Annotated in this window: 14 protein-coding genes and 1 tRNA gene; 7 read left to right on the forward strand and 8 right to left on the reverse strand. The window is 75.1% G+C overall.

What is annotated here, in order from left to right; genetic code table 11:
- Nucleotides 1–63: 63 nt before the first annotated feature.
- The gene (locus tag ACWIX6_RS22520) at nucleotides 64–360 is read left to right on the forward strand and encodes a hypothetical protein (RefSeq protein WP_448614672.1); all 297 of its coding nucleotides are present in this window, start codon (nucleotides 64–66) and stop codon (nucleotides 358–360) included.
- 45 nt (nucleotides 361–405) lie between these two features.
- Here the strand turns inward: ACWIX6_RS22520 and ACWIX6_RS22525 are convergent, their stop codons facing one another.
- On the reverse strand, nucleotides 406–1176 hold the full coding sequence (locus tag ACWIX6_RS22525; RefSeq protein ID WP_448614673.1) for a TIGR03084 family metal-binding protein: 771 nt from the start codon (nucleotides 1174–1176) through the stop codon (nucleotides 406–408).
- A gap of 182 nt (nucleotides 1177–1358) precedes the next feature.
- Here ACWIX6_RS22525 and ACWIX6_RS22530 point away from each other — a divergent pair, with 182 nt between their 5' ends.
- The 4 genes from ACWIX6_RS22530 to ACWIX6_RS22545 all read left to right on the forward strand — a co-directional run bounded on the left by ACWIX6_RS22530 (nucleotide 1359) and on the right by ACWIX6_RS22545 (nucleotide 4576).
- Complete coding sequence (locus ACWIX6_RS22530; RefSeq protein WP_448617021.1) at nucleotides 1359–2222, forward strand: amidohydrolase family protein; 864 nt, start codon at nucleotides 1359–1361, stop codon at nucleotides 2220–2222.
- A gap of 78 nt (nucleotides 2223–2300) precedes the next feature.
- On the forward strand, nucleotides 2301–2756 hold the full coding sequence (locus ACWIX6_RS22535; protein WP_448614674.1) for a MaoC family dehydratase: 456 nt from the start codon (nucleotides 2301–2303) through the stop codon (nucleotides 2754–2756).
- A gap of 69 nt (nucleotides 2757–2825) precedes the next feature.
- A complete protein-coding gene (locus ACWIX6_RS22540) occupies nucleotides 2826–3395 on the forward strand; it encodes an LOG family protein (protein WP_448614675.1) in 570 nt (189 codons plus the stop codon).
- Nucleotides 3374–4576, forward strand: a complete 1203-nt coding sequence (locus ACWIX6_RS22545; protein ID WP_448614676.1) for an NAD(P)/FAD-dependent oxidoreductase — start codon at nucleotides 3374–3376, stop codon at nucleotides 4574–4576. Before ACWIX6_RS22540 ends, ACWIX6_RS22545 begins: the two co-directional genes overlap by 22 nt.
- Before the next feature lie 79 nt (nucleotides 4577–4655).
- On the opposite strand, the gene ACWIX6_RS22550 is transcribed toward ACWIX6_RS22545, so the two are convergent.
- The 3 genes from ACWIX6_RS22550 to ACWIX6_RS22560 form a co-directional block, all read right to left on the reverse strand.
- On the reverse strand, nucleotides 4656–5414 hold the full coding sequence (locus tag ACWIX6_RS22550) for a TSUP family transporter (RefSeq protein WP_448614677.1): 759 nt from the start codon (nucleotides 5412–5414) through the stop codon (nucleotides 4656–4658).
- Nucleotides 5415–5647: 233 nt separating this feature from the next.
- Nucleotides 5648–7186 (reverse strand): class I adenylate-forming enzyme family protein, encoded by a 1539-nt coding sequence (locus ACWIX6_RS22555; protein ID WP_448614678.1) that lies wholly within the window; start codon nucleotides 7184–7186, stop codon nucleotides 5648–5650.
- A gap of 111 nt (nucleotides 7187–7297) precedes the next feature.
- Nucleotides 7298–7384: transfer RNA gene (locus ACWIX6_RS22560), tRNA-Ser, on the reverse strand.
- A 105-nt stretch (nucleotides 7385–7489) separates the two neighbouring features.
- On the opposite strand from ACWIX6_RS22560, the gene ACWIX6_RS22565 reads away from it, so the two are divergent.
- Nucleotides 7490–7729, forward strand: a complete 240-nt coding sequence (locus tag ACWIX6_RS22565) for a hypothetical protein (protein WP_448614679.1) — start codon at nucleotides 7490–7492, stop codon at nucleotides 7727–7729.
- A 15-nt stretch (nucleotides 7730–7744) separates the two neighbouring features.
- Here ACWIX6_RS22565 and ACWIX6_RS22570 read toward each other — a convergent pair whose 3' ends face one another.
- The 4 genes from ACWIX6_RS22570 to ACWIX6_RS22585 all read right to left on the reverse strand — a co-directional run bounded on the left by ACWIX6_RS22570 (nucleotide 7745) and on the right by ACWIX6_RS22585 (nucleotide 14396).
- Entirely contained in the window at nucleotides 7745–8452 is a 708-nt protein-coding gene (locus ACWIX6_RS22570) for a class I SAM-dependent methyltransferase (RefSeq protein ID WP_448614680.1), read from the reverse strand.
- A gap of 13 nt (nucleotides 8453–8465) precedes the next feature.
- On the reverse strand, nucleotides 8466–10232 hold the full coding sequence (locus ACWIX6_RS22575) for a fibronectin type III domain-containing protein (RefSeq protein WP_448614681.1): 1767 nt from the start codon (nucleotides 10230–10232) through the stop codon (nucleotides 8466–8468).
- 360 nt (nucleotides 10233–10592) lie between these two features.
- Nucleotides 10593–12308: a fibronectin type III domain-containing protein gene (locus ACWIX6_RS22580; protein ID WP_448614682.1), complete on the reverse strand. Its 1716-nt coding sequence runs from the start codon at nucleotides 12306–12308 to the stop codon at nucleotides 10593–10595.
- A 372-nt stretch (nucleotides 12309–12680) separates the two neighbouring features.
- Nucleotides 12681–14396 (reverse strand): hypothetical protein, encoded by a 1716-nt coding sequence (locus ACWIX6_RS22585; protein ID WP_448614683.1) that lies wholly within the window; start codon nucleotides 14394–14396, stop codon nucleotides 12681–12683.
- Between the two features lie 355 nt (nucleotides 14397–14751).
- Here ACWIX6_RS22585 and ACWIX6_RS22590 point away from each other — a divergent pair, with 355 nt between their 5' ends.
- Nucleotides 14752–16593: a helicase-related protein gene (locus ACWIX6_RS22590; protein ID WP_448614684.1), complete on the forward strand. Its 1842-nt coding sequence runs from the start codon at nucleotides 14752–14754 to the stop codon at nucleotides 16591–16593.
- The last annotated feature ends 24 nt before the right edge of the window (nucleotides 16594–16617 follow it).

Here is a 16617-nt window from a genome sequence, read left to right on the forward strand (position 1 = left end):
CGTGACGGGGCCCTCCTGGACGCGGGTCCGCGCCGGAGGGCCCCATCACGCAGGATGGGCGCCGTGAGCACCGTGCAGCTGCGCCGCTACGACGTCGAGCCCGGCCGGATGGCCGACTTCCTGGCCTGGTTCCCGGCCCTGGCCCCTGTGCGGGAGCAGTACGGCTTCCGGCTGCTGTTCGCCTACGCCGACGACGAGCACGACACCTTCACCTGGGCGGTCGAGCACGACGGGGACGAGGCGGAGTTCCGCGCGGTCGAGGAGACCTACCACGCCTCCCCCGAGCGGGCCGCGGTGTTCGAGACCTTCCCGCAGTGCATCACCACGATGCAGATCGGGTTCGTCCGCTCCGTCCTCTGACGCCGGCTCCGCCGGGGGACGTTCCACGTGCAACCAGCCGGGGCGTCACGGCTCCCGGGACCGCACCCCGCTGCCGGACCCCGGCGGACCGGCGAAGGCCTGGGCGACGTCGAGCCAGCGGTCGGCGTCCGGGCCGACCGCGACGAGGGCCAGGTCCGCCCGCGGCCGCCGCTGCACCACCCGGAGGCAGAAGTCCAGCAGCGGGCCGCTGACCCGCTGCACGGCGTCCTCCGGCCCGTCGGTCCAGCGGGACCCGTCGGAGCGGACGAGCTCGACCCGGATCGGCGCCCCGGGCGCGGGGAGCCCGTGCGCCGCGAAGGCGAACCCGCGGGTGCGCACGCCCAGGTGGGCGACGTGGCCCAGCCCCGGCGACTCCCGTGGCGGGCGGCCGAGCGTGTCACCGACGTCGACGCCGTGCGCCCAGGTCTCCATCAGCCGGGCGGTGGCCATCGAGGCCGCGCTCATCGGCGGCCCGAACCAGGGCAGCCGGGTGCCGTCGGGCACCGCGGCCAGCGCCTCTGCCAGCCGCACCCGACCCGACCGCCAGCGGGCCAGCAGGGCCGGTGGCGCGTCCACCGCGCCGCCCGGCTCGTCGACCGCGGCGAGCAGCTCGGCCCGGCGGTCGGTGAACCGCGCCGGGTCCGTGGTGGCCAGCAGCGCCGCCTCGTCGGTCCAGGCCAGGTGGGCGACCTGGTCGGCGACGGTCCAGCCGGCGGCGGGGGTGGGCCGGGCCCAGCCGGCCGGGTCCAGGGGGCCGACCAGGTCGTCCAGCGCCCGGCCCTCGGCCGCCAGGTCCTCGAGCAGGCCGGGCCTCACGACGACGGCTCGGCTGTCGGGTGCCCGGCGGGGACCTGCTGCGGCTCCACGGGGAACAGTGTCCCGCACCCGGCAGGGAGACTGGGGCCAGCGCACCCTGTCCCGTCTCGAGGAGGAGCACCCGTGGAGCCGACCGTCCCCGCCGCCGTCCCGACCGCCGGGAGGCCCCGGTGACCCTCCGACTGGACCTCGACGCGCTGGTCGCCATCGACGTGCACACCCACGTGCACGCGGACACGCACGGCCGGCTGGCCCTCGACGACGAGCTCAACGCCGCCGCGGCGAGGTACTTCAAGGGCGACCCCTACGACCCGACGGTCCCCGACATCGCCGCGGACTACCGGTCGAAGGGCATGGCCGCCGTCGTCTTCTCCGTCGACACCGAGATGGCCACCGGCCAGCCGGCGCTGTCGAACGAGGAGATCGCCGACCTGGCCGCCGAGCACCCCGACGTGCTCATCCCGTTCGGCTCGGTCGACCCCGCCCGCGGCGTGGCCGGGATCCGGCTGGCCCGCCGGCTGGTGGAGTCCCACGGCGTCCGCGGGTTCAAGTTCCACCCCTCGCTGCAGGCGTTCGAGCCCAACGACCGGGCGGTCTACCCGCTGTACGAGGAACTGGAGAGCCTGGGTGTCCCGGCGCTGTTCCACACCGGCCAGACCGGCATCGGCGCCGGCCTGCCCGGCGGGCGCGGGATCAAGCTGCGCTACTCCGACCCGATGCTGCTCGACGACGTCGCCGCCGACTTCCCCGGCCTGACGATCATCATGGCGCACCCGTCGGTGCCCTGGCAGGACGCCGCGATCTCGGTCGCCACCCACAAGGCCAACGTCTACATCGACCTGTCCGGGTGGTCGCCGAAGTACTTCCCGCCGCAGCTGGTGCGGGCGGCCAACGGCCTGCTGAAGCAGAAGGTGCTGTTCGGCTCGGACTACCCGCTGCTGCGCCCGGAGCGGTGGATCGCCGACTTCGAGCAGTTGGACATCAAGCCGGAGGTGCGGCCGCTGATCATGAAGGAGAACGCCATCCGGGCGCTGCGGCTGCGCTGAGGGAGGCGGGTCCGCCGGTCGCGCACCCCGACCGGCAGGATCGGACGCCACGACGTACGTGCTCACCGAGGAGGACGCATGACCACCACCACGACGATCGCCGACCTGCCCGCGCTCAAGGGCCAGGAGCTGGGCCAGAGCGACTGGTTCGAGGTGACCCAGGACCGGGTCAACACCTTCGCCGACGCCACCGAGGACCACCAGTGGATCCACATCGACGTGGAGCGGGCGAAGGCGGAGAGCCCGTTCGGCGGCCCGATCGCGCACGGCTACCTCACGCTGTCGCTGCTGATCCCGATGTACTCGCAGGTGCTGAAGATCAGCGACGCCAAGATGGGCGTCAACTACGGGCTCAACAAGGTGCGCTTCCCCGCCCCGGTGCCGGTGGGCTCGAAGATCCGGCTCACCGCGACCCTCAAGGACGTCGAGGAGGTGGCCGGCGGGCTGCAGCTGACGGTGGCCGCCGTCATCGAGGCCGAGGGCGCGTCCAAGCCGGTCTGCATCGCCGAGCCGGTCTTCCGCACGTACCGGTAAGGACCCCCCTACCCCTCACCGCTCGCGGGCTCGCGGCGGGACCCTGCAGGGGGGCCATAGGGTCACGGCGTGCGCATCGCCGTCTTCACCGGGTCCCAGGCCGGCCCGCCGGCCCACCAGCAGGCCGCGGCCGCGTTCGCGGCGGACCTGGCCCGGGCCGGGGTCGGCGTCGTCTACGGCGGCGGGCACGTCGGGTTGATGGGCGTGGTCGCCGACGCGGCGCTGGCCGCCGGCGGGGAGGTGGTCGGCGTCATCCCGCAGCACCTGGTGGACGACGAGCTGGCGCACCCCGGACTCCCCCGGCTCGAGGTCGTCGCCGACATGCACGAGCGCAAGGCCCGGATGGCCGAGCTCTCCGACGCCTTCATCGCGCTGCCCGGTGCCGCCGGCACCCTGGAGGAGCTCTTCGAGGCCTGGACCTGGGGGATGCTCGGGCTGCACGCCAAGCCCACCCTGCTGCTGGACGTCGACGGGTTCTGGCAGCCGCTGCTGGCCCAGCTGCGCCGGATGGTGGACGACGGCTACCTCGACGCCCGCCGGTTCGACGCCCTCGGAGTGGTGGCCACCGCTGAGGAGGCGCTGGCCTTCGTCGCCGACTACGAGCACCCGGCCCGCAAGTGGACCCAGCCCGTCCGCTGACCGTGCCGCACGCCGACGTCCTGGTGGTCGGTGGCGGGCCGGCCGGCGCCGCGTGCGCCGCGGCCGTGCGCCGCGCCTCCCCGGCCAGCAGCGTGCTGGTGCTGGACCGGGCGGACTTCCCCCGGGACAAGGTCTGCGGGGACGGCGTCGCCCCGGAGGCGCTCGACGTCCTGGCCGGCCTGGACCTGGACGTCGGGGCGCTGGTCGACGGGTACGCCGCCGTCCCGCGGCTGCGGCTCACCTCCCCCCGCGGCGCGACCGTCGAGCGGGCCGTGCACCGCCCGGCGTACACCGTGCCGCGGTCGGTGTTCGACGCCCGGCTGCTGGACCAGGTGCTGGCCCGGGGCGTCGGCTTCGCCCGGCACACCGTCCGCCGGGTCACCGCCCACCCCACCCACGTCGACGTCGACGGCCGGTTCACCGCCGGCGTGCTGGTCGGCGCGGACGGCGCGGAGTCGGTCGTCCGCCGGTCCCTGGGCGTGCCGGCCAACGCCCCGGACCGGCTCGCGGTGGCGATCCGCGGCTACGCCCCCGAGCTGCCCGGACAGGTCGGCGTGCAGGTCATCGTGACCACGTCGCTGCGCTGGCCGGCCTACGCGTGGTCCTTCCCCCTCGGCGACGGCCGGGCCAACGTCGGCTACGGCGAGCTGGTCTCCGGCGGGGTCACCCGGGCCGGACTGCTCGACGGCCTGCAGCGGCTGCTGCCCGGCGCGGCGCCGGCCGGGCTGCGGGCGCACCGGCTGCCGCTGTCGACCGGCCGCCCGCGGCTGCCCGGCGGCCGGGTGCTGCTCGCCGGGGACGCCCGGTCGCTGGTCAACCCGCTGACCGGGGAGGGGATCTTCTACGCCGTGCTGTCCGGGGCGCTCGCCGGCACCGCGGCGCTGTCCGGGGCCACGGCCGGGCAGGTGCACCGCGGGCTGCTGCGGCAGCGGCTGGGCCGGCACCTGCGGGCGTCGGGGACGGCGTCCCAGCTCAGCCGGTGGCCGGGGGTGATGGACGCCGCCGTCCGGGCGGCCGCGGCCGACCAGCGGGTCTTCGACGACGTGGTGGCGCTGGGACTGGCCGACGGGCGGCTGACCGCCCGCACCCTGGCCGGCGCGGCCCGCCGGCTGCGCTGGGAGGGGACCCCGTCCTCCTCACCCCTCGCAGGCTCGGGGCGAGCCTCGGGACGGGGCCGCTAGCCGGCGGCGAGGGCCACCTGGTCCTGCGTCGGTGACCACGGCCGTGTCGGTCTCGCCAGGACGTGGACGGGTGCGGTCGTCAGAGGCCCGCGAGCGACGTCCCCACCGTGGCCAGGCCGGTCACCATGACCAGGCCGAGGGTCAGCAGCCGGAACGGGCGCAGCGGCAGCCGGGAGCCGTAGGTGACGCCCAGGTGGTTGCCGAGCACCGCGCCGGGCAGCCAGCACGCCAGCAGCAGGCCCACCCGCTCCAACGACAGCCCGCCGGCCAACCCGATCAGCGCGAGGGCCAGGGCGTTGCAGACGAGCAGGTAGACGGCCATGTCGGCGATGAACTCCCGCGGCGGCACGTTGCGGTGCGACAGCAGGATCACCGGTGGCGGGCCGTTCATCGACGTGGTGATGCCGAGGAACCCGCCCAGCACCCCGGCGACGCCCGGGGCCAGCGGGGACGACGACGGCGGGCCCGCCTGCTCCGGGGCGGGGCGGCGGAGCAGCAGGAAGGCGGCGGCCACGACCGCCACCGTCCCGGCGGTCACCTTGAGCACGTCGTCGTCCACCGCGTCCAGGACGACGTAGCCGAGCAGCAACCCGGGGACGCACCCGGCCACCAGGGCGGTGGAGCGCCGCCGGTCGACCGAGTGCCGCAGCCGGAGCACGGCGCCGATCCGGGTCACGACGCCGACGGTCAGGTTGACGACGACGACGTCGGCCAGCGGGAACCCGGCCAGCAGCAGCAGCGGCGCGCACACCAGCGAGTAGCCGAACCCCGTGCCGCCGGCCAGCACGCTGGCCAGGAACACGACGACGGCACCGGCGAGCAGGACGCCCAGTTCCATGCCCTCTCCGAGCCCCTCTCAGCGGTCCCGGCACCTACCGGGGCGCGCATGGCGTGGGTCCGGACCACGAGGAGCTGTGGACCCGGCAGGTCTCGAGCCGGTGGTCGCGTCCCGACCGGCACCATGAGCCGGACGCGCTGCTCAGCTCGGGAGTCGGTCGACCGGCGCCCACCCTACTGTCGCCACGGACGGGAGTCGTCGAGGACGACGACCTGCCCACCGGACGGACGGGCTCAGCTGCCCACGCGGAACCGACGGACCTTCCCGACGCTGGTGCGGGGCAGCTCGTCGATGAGGTGCCAGGCCCGGGGGCGGGCGGCCGGCGACAGGTTCTGCACGGCCCACGCGTCCAGCTCGTCCGGGGTCGGCGGGTGGTCCCTGTCCTTCGCCACGACGTAGGCGACCGGCACCTGGTCACGGACCGGGTCGCGCTGGCCCACGACGGCCACGTCGAGCACGCCCGGGGCCTGGGCGGCGGCCGCCTCGATCTCGGTCAGGCTGACGTTCTCGCCGGCCACCTTGATGACGTCGTCCACCCGGCCCACGAACCGGAACGCCCCGTCGGCTCCGCGCCGGACGAGGTCACCGGTGCGGAACCACGCGCCGTCGCCGTCGGGCAGGAGGGCCCGCGCGGTCACCTCGGGCGCGCCCAGGTACCCCGCGAAGAGGTCCCGGCCGGGCACCCCGCGGAGGAACAGCTCACCGGGGTCCCCCGGCCTCGCGTCGTCCCCCGTGACCGGGTCGACCACGCGCACCTGCCGGCCGTCCAGCGGCGGCCCGATGACGTCGTGGACGGGCGGCTCGTTGCGGTCCGCCGTGACCACCGCGACCGTCTCGGTCATGCCGTAGAGCTGCCGGGGCGGTGTGCCGGCGAGGCGGCCGAACGCCTCGTGGTGGTCGGCTCCGAGGTTCTGGGCGTACCAGACGTGCTCGAGGGCGGCGGGCGGCTCGTCGGAGGGGCAGCGCGCCAGAATCATCCGGATGGGCGCCGCGAAGAGGCTGGCGTGCGTGACGTCGAGCTCGCGGGCCTGGGCGACCCACCGGGACGCCGAGAAGGAGCCGGTCAGCGCGACGCTCGCGCCGACCGCGATGGCCGGCGCGAAGCAGTAGTACTGCGCATTGGCATGGAACATCGGCAGCGTCACGAACCAGCGGTGGCGCGGCTCGAGACCCACCAGGCCCGCCATCGTGGTCGCCACGGTGGCGTAGCAGCCCTGGGTGAGCTCGACGCCCTTGGGTTCCGAGGTCGTGCCGGAGGTGAACATCACCGCCAGTCGCTGGAGCGCGTCGACGGGACGCGCCTCGTCGACGGGCGACCCCGCCAGCAGCCGCGAACCCGGCTCGAGGTCGCTCGCGTCCTCGGCGAGCTCGACGACGACGTCGACCTGACCGTCCGCACCCTCGCGGAACACCGGCGCGCGGGAGCCGGCGACGACGCTGACCAGCGGCCGAACCCGTCGCACCTGGGCGGCGATGTCGCGGGCGGCCGAGGCCGGGTCGACCGGGACCATCCAGGCCCCCAGCCGGGTCACGGCCAGCCAGAGCGCGACGAAGGCGGGGCAGCTGCGCAGCACCAGGTGGACGGCGGAACCCGGCTGCACGCCGGCGTCCCGCAGTGTGCCGGCCACGCGGGCCACCACCTGGTCGAACTCGGCGTAGGTCCACCGGGTGACGACCCCGTCGTCGGAACGGAAGACCAGGAACGTGGAGCCGCCGTGCCCGGCCACGGCGCGCTGCCACAGGGCCGAGAAGGTGTCCGGGTCGGTGCTCATCGGTGCGTCTCCCTGGGGTCGGGCCGTCGACCCGGCTGACCCGGTCGGCGAGCCTGCACGGCACAGGGAGCGCCGGCCCGGGGCGGAGTCGGCGCGACCTGCGGCCTGCCGCGGAGGGCGTGGGATTCGAACCCACGATGGGTTTGACCCCATAGCGGTTTTCAAGACCGCCGCCATCGGCCACTAGGCGAGCCCTCCTCCGACCCCGACCTGCGCGGCGGCGCGGCAGGGCGGGCGGAGCGGTCAGCGTATCGGCCCGTGCCCCTCGCGTGCTGCCGGCCGCTGTCGGGCTAGCGTCGGCCCGTGGCAACCGCTCCGTTCCGCCCGCCCTGGTTCGGCAACCGGGGGGTGCAGGTGCTGGCCGCCGGCGCGCTCGTGTTCAACCTGGTGCAGCTGGTCCTGCGGCTGGTGGACGCCCAGTGGGGGCCGGCGTTCCTCAGCTTCGCCTGGAGCGTCCTGTTCGGCTACGTGCTGGTCGAGTCGCTGCGCTTCCGACAGCAGCAGGACGCAGCGCCCGGTGAGGACCCGGCGTCAGGCGACTGACCGGCACCCCGCTCGTCAGGCGGCGGTGGCGGTGACGAAGACGCAGATGCCCTCGCCCTGGTCGGCCTTCGGCCGAAGCCCGATCACCCGGAGCAGGCCGGTCTCGATCCGGTGCACCAGCTGCCGCAGGCCGGAGTACTCGGTGTCCCCGCCCCGCCGGACGACGATGCGGTCGAACCCGGCCAGCCGGACGTGCTCGGTCAGCATCCAGTCCGGCAGGATCGAGATGTGCCCGGGCTGGTAGTAGTGCGACGGGCCGAAGATGTACGGCGCGCCGTAGAGGAACATCTTCAGCCGCGAGTGCGGATGGGTGATGTTCGGGGTGCTGACCAGCAGCTGGTCGCCCGGCCGGAGCAGTGAGCGGATCGACCGCAGCACTCCCCGGGGGTTCTCCACGTGCTCGAGGGTCTCGACGCACACCACCATGTCGAACGGCCCGCGGGTCTCGTCGGTCCACTCGGGGTGGTCCAGGTCGAGGCGGTGGATCCAGTCGTGCGGCGGGTCCAGGTCGGTCGGGACGACGTCGAAGCCGGCGTCGCGCAGCCGCAGCGCGAGCGCACCGCAGCCGGCGCCGACCTCCAGGACCCGTCCACCGTCGGGGAGCGCGGCCTTGACCAGCTCGACGGTGTACTCGTGCACTCCGGGGGCCGCGTGCACGTTGTGCCCCTGGTAGGACCGGGCTGCGGCCGTCCGGTGGATGGTCGTGCGCGCAGGAGCTGCCACGCCCGACAGCCTGTCACACCTCCCGGCGACGGCGGACCGCCAGCAGCAGGCCACCACCGGCCAGCAGGGTGACCAGTCCCCCACCCGCGATCGGCAGCACCGTGGCGCCGGTGTCGGCCAGTCGGGACATCGCGGCCCGGGAGCCGCCGACGGCCGCGAGGGCAGTGCTGCCGGCCGGACCAGCAGCAGCCACGCCCCCGGCGACGGTGACCTCGGTGACGAGGTACCGCGGGGCGCCGTCCGCATCGACGCCCGCGGCGACCAGGTGGTGGGTGCCGTCGGCGAGCCCGCTCGGCACGGTCACCGTGGCGGTGAAGGCACCGGTGCCGTCGGCGACGACCGTGGTGAGCACCTGCGGGGTGGAGTACAGGAGGACGTCGACCGAGGAGTTGGGCAGGTAGCCGGTTCCGCGCACGGTGACCTCCTCGCCGGCCGCCACCGTCCGGTCCGCGCCGTCGACCGACAGCGGGGCCGAGGCAGGGGGGACCGTCGCCGGCGTGGCCGGCCCGGGAACGACGCCGGTGACCACGGAGGCGCCGAAGCCGGGCGAGCCGTCGTCGGCGGCCACGGACACCGAGTACACCTGGCCGGCCGGGACGCCGATCGTGCAGGACCGGGCGTCGGCCCCCAGCGGCGGGCACTCCAGGCGCCCGGCGTCGTCCCGCGGCTCGGCACCGGGCAGCACCGTGACGCGGTAGCCCCGGATGCCGGTGGCGCCGGCCGGCGGCTCCCAGGTCACGGTGACCGACGACGTGCCCACGCGCGCCGCGACGTCCGCCGGCGGCGCGACCCCGCGGTGGAACGTGACCACGTTGCTGGCCGCACCGGGTCCGGAGTCGCTCATCGCCCGGACCTGCACGCTGTGGTCGCGCTGGTGGTGCAGTCCGGTGAGCGTGAACGAGTGCCGGCCCTGCCCGGAGCCGGTGGTCGGCCAGGGGTTCCAGGTCCCGTCGTTGAGCTTGACCTCCCAGCCGGTCACGGGAGCCAGGGGGGAGTCCGCGGCCACGGGGGCCGGCCAGAAGTCGACCACCACCTCCGTCGCGGACTGCATCGGGGCTCCAGAGACGCTCGGGGCGGCCGGGGCGGGGGCGCAGGGGACGACGGTGCCGCCGACGGCCCCCTCGGAGGAGGTGGAGAGGTCCTCGACACCGGGGGCCCGCGTCTCGTTGCGGTTCTCTCCCGCGCCGGACCCTGTGCCGGCGGGGTCGCCCGGCAGTGCGCCTGCCCCGTCCCCGCCGAAGGCCTGGAGGTGCAGCAGCTCCCCGTACTTCGTGGCCTGGGTGACGGTGGACGCCGCACCCCCGCCGCCGCCGTAGTACCAGGAGGCGCCGGCGGTCAGGCGCTCCGCGCCTGTCAGCCCGTCGTCTCCCCGGCCGTTGGTCCCCCCGGCGCCGGGGCTCCCGGTGTCCACGGTGGGGTCGGCGGCGGGGGTGGCGTCCCCACCGGCTGCACCCGGATGGAGGCGGAAGACGTCGCCGCCGCGGAAGTCCACCGGGACGCTGACGCTGATCCGGCCACCGGGACCGCCCGCCACCCCGTCGCTGTCCCTGCCGCCGGCACCACCGGCGACGACCCAGTCGATGCGGCAGTAGCCGTAGGGCTTGGTGAGCTCCTCGGGCGTGTGCACGTCGGCGGCGCCGAGGACGGTCGAGAAGGTGAAGGGCTGCAGCGGGTCGGCGGCCGCGGCGACGCCGGGGACGCCGAGGACCGCGGTCGACAGACCGACGGCCGCAGCGGTCAGCAGGCCGGCCGCCCGACGGGACGGGGACGGAGGACGCACGCCGGGCTCCTCGGGACAGCGCCCGGGACGCCGGGCTCGTCGGCCCGGACACCGGACCCGGGTCGAGCGCACCACCGCGGCCGGCCGCGCAGGGCCGACGGCACGACGGTGGTACGAGCCGTTACTGATCCGTTACTTGTGGCCCTGCGCCGCCTCCTCGGGCACTTCTTGCCCGAAGGCCGGCCGAATTCGGCACCAGACGGCCGCGCCGCATGGCAGAGGATCCCAGACCACCGGCTCTGCTCCGGCACGTCGTTCCCGGCGGCCGTCCCAGCGCCAGGACCGGTCCAGGATGCACGCCGGCCCCGTCCCGCGGAGGCGGGACGGGGCCGGCGCTGGGTCGCTCAGCCGATCAGCGGGTCATGCGCGACGGCGCCGACCGGCGACCACGAGGCCACCGCCGGCCAGCAGGGCCAGCAGCCCCGCACCGACGAAGGGCAGCGCGGTGAACCCGGTGTAGGCCAGGCCGGCGGCCGCGGCCTTGGCGCCCGCGGCCGACGTGGCCGCGCCGGCCGAGCCGGTGCCGGAGGTGGCGCCCAGGGTGGCCGCGCCCGCCGGCCCGCTCACCGCCGCGACACCGCCGCTGACGGTGACCTCGAGGACCAGGTTGCGGGGGTTGCCGTCCTCGTCGACGCCGGCGGCCACCAGGTGGTGGGTCCCGTCGGCCAACCCGGTGGGCACGGTGACGGTGGCCGTGAACGCACCGTCGGCGTCGGCGACCACGGTGGTCAGCACCTGCGGCGTGGAGTACATGACGATGTCCACCTCCGACCCCGGCAGGTAGCCCGAACCGCTCACCGTGACCTGCTCACCCACCTTCACCGCCTTGTCCGCGTCGGTGGTCACCAGCGGCGCAGAGGCGGCCGGCACCGTCGCCGGCGCGACGAAGCCGGGGACCTTGCCGCTGAGGACCTCCTCGGACGGGGTGCCCTGGTACTCCTCGTCGGCGGCGTTGGCGAACACGACGACCGCGTACTCCTCGCCGGCCTCGGCCGGGAGGGTGCACCGGAGCTGGTCGACCGGGGTGGTGCAGTCCAGCATCTTCGCGTCCTGCTGGTCGGGGTCGGTCTCGGACAGCGGGTAGGCCCCGACGAAGTACCCGGTGATCCCGGTGGTGTCCGCGGGCGCCTTCCAGCTGACGGTCAGCGACTTCACGCCGACCTCGACCTCGACGTCGGTCGGCGCCGGGTAGGTCTTCAGCGGCCTCGCGGAGACGGTGTCGCTGACCGGACCGGGCCCGACCAGGCTGGTCGAGCGGATCTTGATGTTGTACTGCGTCCCGGTGACTAGGTCACCGATCGTGCCGAACAGCGCGTCCGCGTCGTCACCGGCGCCGGCGCCGGTGGACAGCGGTACCCAGTTGGTCCCGTCGAGGCTGTACTCGTAGCCGCCGGCCGGCTGGAACGGGATGCCGTAGCCGCCGTGCGCGCGGCTGCCGTCCGGATTGACCAGGGGGATCGGGACGAGGCGCACCGTGGCGGAGTGGTCGTCCACCTCCGCGTACCCGTCCACGTAGGGGGCCGGCGGCGGGGTGCACAGCACGCCCGTGCCCTCGATCAGACCGTCGCCGGCATGGTCGGAGGGCGTGGTGCCGAGGGTGTAGCCGAGCTGCGAGGAGTCGTAGTAGGGGTACAGGCTGACCCGCTGGTCGAACCCCACGTTCGTGGCCGGCGCGCCGCCGATGAGGGCGCCCCCGCCGGCGGAGAGGTACGTCTGGCCGTCCAGGGTGACCACCGAGGCCGTCCCCGCGGCGGTGGTGCCGGCGCCACCGGCGGACAGGGCGAACACGTCGCCGGCCTCGACCACAGTGGTCAGCTTGAGCTCGCCGCCGAGCTGGCCCGGGGCGCCCTCGCCGTCCACACCGCCCTGGCCGCCGATGACCCGCCAGGTCATGCCGCAGATGCCCTCGGGCACCGGGCCGGAGGTCACGTCGCCGTCCTCGGTGGAGAACGACATGGACGGCAGGACGGGCGCCGCCGCGGCGAGGCCGGGGACGCTGAGGACTGCGGTCGACAGCCCGACCGCCGCGGCGGCCACCAGGCCGGCTGCGCGACGGGATGGCGAGGTGATGTGCACGTCGGACTCCCTGGAGCTCGGTGCCCGGGACGCCGGGCGCGCTGGTCCGGAGTGCCGGACGTGGGCCCACTGCACCATCGCGCCAGGGGTGGCAGATGGTTGCGGCACGAGATCGGTACGAGCCGTTACCGAAGCGTTATGTGTGGTGTTTCCGCGTGAATACGGTCAAGTCTTTACCGGCCTTTCGCTGCCAGTCGACGAGTCGACTCGACTGAGTTGGCAACGTAAGACAACGGAACGCCGCAGCGTTGCAACTCGTCGTCCGCAGGTCCAGCGCCCCTCAGCCTGGTCCGAAGATCCCGGACAGCACGCCGGCCCCGTCCCGCGGAGGCGGGACGGGGCCGGCGCTGGGTCGCTCAGCCGATCAGCGGGTCAGGCGCGACGTCGCCGACCGGCGACCAGCAGACCGCCACCGGCCAGCAGGGCCAGCAGCCCGCCACCGACGAAGGGCAGCGCGGTGAACCCGGTGTAGGCCAGGCCACCGGCGGCCGCGGCCCCGGCGGCGGCAGCAGCACCCGCGATGGTGATGTCCATGCGCAGGTAGAGCGGCGCCCCGGACGGGTCGATGCCGGCGGCCACGAGGGAGTGGTTCCCGGAGAACCCGGCGGGGATGGTGACCGTCGCGGTGAAGGTGCCGTCGTCGCCGGCGGTGACCTGCGCCAGCGGGGTGGGCGTGGAGTAGATGAACAGGCTCACCGTCGAACCCGGCGCGTAGCCGGCGCCCTTCAGGGTGATCTTGTCACCGGCGGCGGGGGTGCCGACCGCGGTCTTGTCCGTCACGAACGGCTTGGTCACCGTGGGGACGGTGGCCGGCGCGGACGGGGCCGGGACCGAGGCGCTCACGACACCGGCGGCGTCGCCGATCTCGCTGTCGTAGGCGGCGACGAAGACGCTGTACACCGTGCCGGCCGGGACGACCAGCGAACAGGAGCGCGCGGCGGCGTCCAGCTCAGGGCACTCGACGAGACCCTGCGAGGACTGCGGGTCGGCGCCGGGCAGCGCCCAGGCGACGTAGCCCTCGACGCCGGTACCGGCGGCCGGGGGCGCCCAGTCCACCGTGATGGAGGACGTGCCCACGGTGGCCTTCACCGCGGTCGGGGCGTCGACCAGCGTGCGGAAGTCCACCGCCTCGCTCTCCGGGTCGACCTCCGCGGCGCTGATCGCGCGGATCTTGAGCGAGTAGTCGGTCTGGACGGCCAGTCCCTCGACGACGGCGGCGCGGACGCCGCCCTCGGCCCAGGTGATGGTCAGCGGCTTCCAGCTGGCGCCGCCGTCCAGGGTGTACTCCCAGCCGGTCACCTCCGGGGCGTCCTCGGCGGTCCACGGGTGGAACTGCAGCTCCGCGGTGCTCGAGGTGGCCCACAGCTGGTAGATCTCCGGCGGGGAGACCTCCTCCGGCGCGTCGACCGGGGTCTCGTCGACAGGAGTCTCGTCGACGGGGGTCTCGTCGATCGGCGCCTCCGGCGCGCAGGGCTGGGCCACGCCGATGATGACGCCGTCACCGCCGACGGTGGCGGTGTCGTCGACGTCGGCCTCGTCGGGGTAGGAGTTGAGTCCACCGCCTGCCCCGCGGCCGGCGGTCTCGACCGGCAGCCCACCGTCGCCACCGAAGGCGCTCAGCAGGAGCTCGCCGGTGCCGGCGATCACGACGTCGGACGACGCGCCACCGCCACCACCGAAGACGTCGCCGCTGCTGCCGGCGTCGCCATCACTGCCCTCCGAGTTGGTCCCGCCGACGCCTGCGGCCTCGGTCGTGGCGTTGCCGCCCGCGCCGCCCGGGGCGAGCGTGTAGACCTCCCCGGCGGTGACCACGGTGGTGATCTCGATCAGGCCACCGAAGGAGCCCGGCGTGGCCGGCTCGTCACCGGCGGCGCCGCCGGCCCCGCCGACGACGGTCCAGTCGATGGTGCAGTACCCGTCGAGGACCTCGTAGCTGGTGACCGGGGTCTCCCCGGCGGTGGAGAAGGGGACGGGGGCCAGCTCGACGGCGGAGGCGACACCGGAGACGCCGAGGACCGCGGTGGACAGGCCGATCGTCGACGCGGCCAGCAGAGCGGCCGAGCGACGGGATGGTGACGTGGGACGCACGCCGGACTCCCAAGAACCTTGCCCGGGACGCCGGGCTCGCCGATCCGGGATGCCGGACGTGGAGGCACAGGACCATCCCGCGACCGTCCGCACGCGGGACGGCACGGCGATGGGACCAGCCGTTACCTGACCGTGACCTGCGGTGTCACACGCGTATCACCGTCATCTTGTGCCAAAGGATCTCCGGGACGGCGGTCAGCGAGGCCACAGCAGTTGCCTGTCGGGACGTTTGCGTCCGGCAGTCCTTCCGATCGGGCATGTTCCGGCCGCCGGGGGTGTTCCCCCTGTGACCGTCCGCGCCCGAGCGCGTCGACGTCCCCCGACTGCCTGCCCGTTCGAAGGACACTGCCTGCCCGTGACCGTCCCATCCCCGTCCGCCAGCCGCCGCCGCGAGCGCGCCGCGAGCCGGGCGGCCTCCGACCGCGCGGCCGACCGGGCCGACGCCCGCGACGAGAAGCGCGCCCAGCAGATCTGGGTCGACGGCGCCGCGCCGGCCCTGCCGGTCCGCGGCACGCGTCCCGAGGAGGTGGTGTTCCACCTCGGGCCCACCAACTCCGGCAAGACCTATGAGTCGCTGCAGGCGCTGGCCGCCACCGGCTCCGGCGTCTACGCCGCCCCGCTGCGGCAGCTCGCCCACGAGGCCTACGCCAAGCTCTCCGCACAGCTGCCCGCGGGCACCGTGGGACTGTCCACCGGCGAGGAGGAGATCGACCCGCACGCGCCGATCGTCTGCTGCACCGTGGAGAAGGCCCCCGACCGCGGCGAGATGCTCGTCCTCGACGAGGCGCACTGGGTCACCGACCCGGACCGCGGCCACCACTGGGCGCGGCTGCTGCTCACCGGCGAGTACCGCCGGATGCACCTGATCTCCGCGGCCGAGGCCTACCTGGTGCTCAAGCCGCTGGTCGCCGACGCGGAGCACGTGCAGGTGGTGAACCACAAGCGTCTCTCGCGGCTCGACGTGCTGCGGGCTCCGGTCCGGGCGACCGGGGTGCGGCCGCAGACGCTGGTCGTCGCCTTCTCCCGCAAGGCCGTCTACGCCGTCGCCGCCGAGCTGGACCAGCACCGGCCGGGCAAGGTCGGAGTCCTCTACGGGGCACTGCCGCCGGCCACCCGCCGGGAGGTCATCGAGCGGTTCACCAGCGGTGAGCTCGAGGTCCTGGTGACCACCGACGTGATCGGCCACGGGATCAACGTGCCGGCCACCACCGTGCTCTTCGCCGAGACGACGAAGTTCGACGGCCCCGAGCTGCGCCCGCTGCGCACCTGGGAGACCGCCCAGATCGCCGGCCGGGCCGGCCGCTACGGGCTCACCGGGCACGGCCGGGTCGGCATCCTGATCGGCGTCGCCGGGCTCAAGCCGTCCCAGGGACTGCTGATGGCCGGAGCCGAGGTGGCCCGCGGCGAGGCGATCAGCGACCTCCCCCGCCGCGCGCCCCGGCTGCGCCCGGAGCTCGCCGACCTCGGCGCGTTCGAGCCGCAGGACCTGCCGGAGGCACTCACCCGGTGGATGGCGTGGGCGCGCGCCGCCACCCGGGACGAGGCGATGACCGCCGACGACGTGACCAGCCTCGTCGTCCGGGTGCACGCGCTGCTCCCCATGCTGCGCGGACCGCTCGGCGCGGCCGGCGACCTGGACACCGTCTGGCGGCTGGTCAACCTGGCCATCGACTACAACCCGCCGCGCCGCACCCGCTGGCTGGTGCTGGCCCGGGCCGCGCTGCAGCACGCCGCCGGACTGCCGGTGCGGCCGGAGACCGTGCTCCCCGACGTGCCGGTCGGTGGCACCGTCGAGGACTTCGAGCAGGCCGCCGCGGGCGCCCGCGACGCCCAGACGCTGCTCCGGCAGTTCCCCGGCGTCGCCGGGCTGAGCGGTGACGACGCCGCCTGGGTCGAGGAGGAGTGCGCCGAGACCATCACCGAGATGCTCCCCGACGCCATCGCCCTGGGCCGGTCCGGCACGTGCACCGACTGCGGACGGGCGATCGCGCCCTGGTTCACCACCTGCCGGCCGTGCGGCATCGGCCCGGCCGGGCGCGACGGCGGCGAGCGGGACCGGCGTCCCGGCGGCCGCGGTCGCGGCGCGGCGGGCCGGCACGACGAGGGCCGCTCCGGCGGGCGCGGCGCGCGGGGGGCCGGCGGGACGCCGCCCGGGAGCCGTCGCGGCCGGCCCGCGCGGGGAGCCCGCCGCGGGTGACCGTGCCCCTCGGCGGCCGTGCGG

The sequence above is a fragment of the Modestobacter sp. URMC 112 genome, assembly GCF_053502575.1.

What these genes read in the sequence shown, in the direction of transcription:
- ACWIX6_RS22535 (WP_448614674.1), top strand. Translation starts at nt 2,301, where the DNA reads ATGACCACCACCACGACGATCGCCGACCTGCCCGCGCTCAAGGGCCAG.
- ACWIX6_RS22550 (WP_448614677.1), bottom strand. Translation starts at nt 5,414, where the DNA reads ATGGAACTGGGCGTCCTGCTCGCCGGTGCCGTCGTCGTGTTCCTGGCC.
- ACWIX6_RS22555 (WP_448614678.1), bottom strand. Translation starts at nt 7,186, where the DNA reads ATGAGCACCGACCCGGACACCTTCTCGGCCCTGTGGCAGCGCGCCGTG.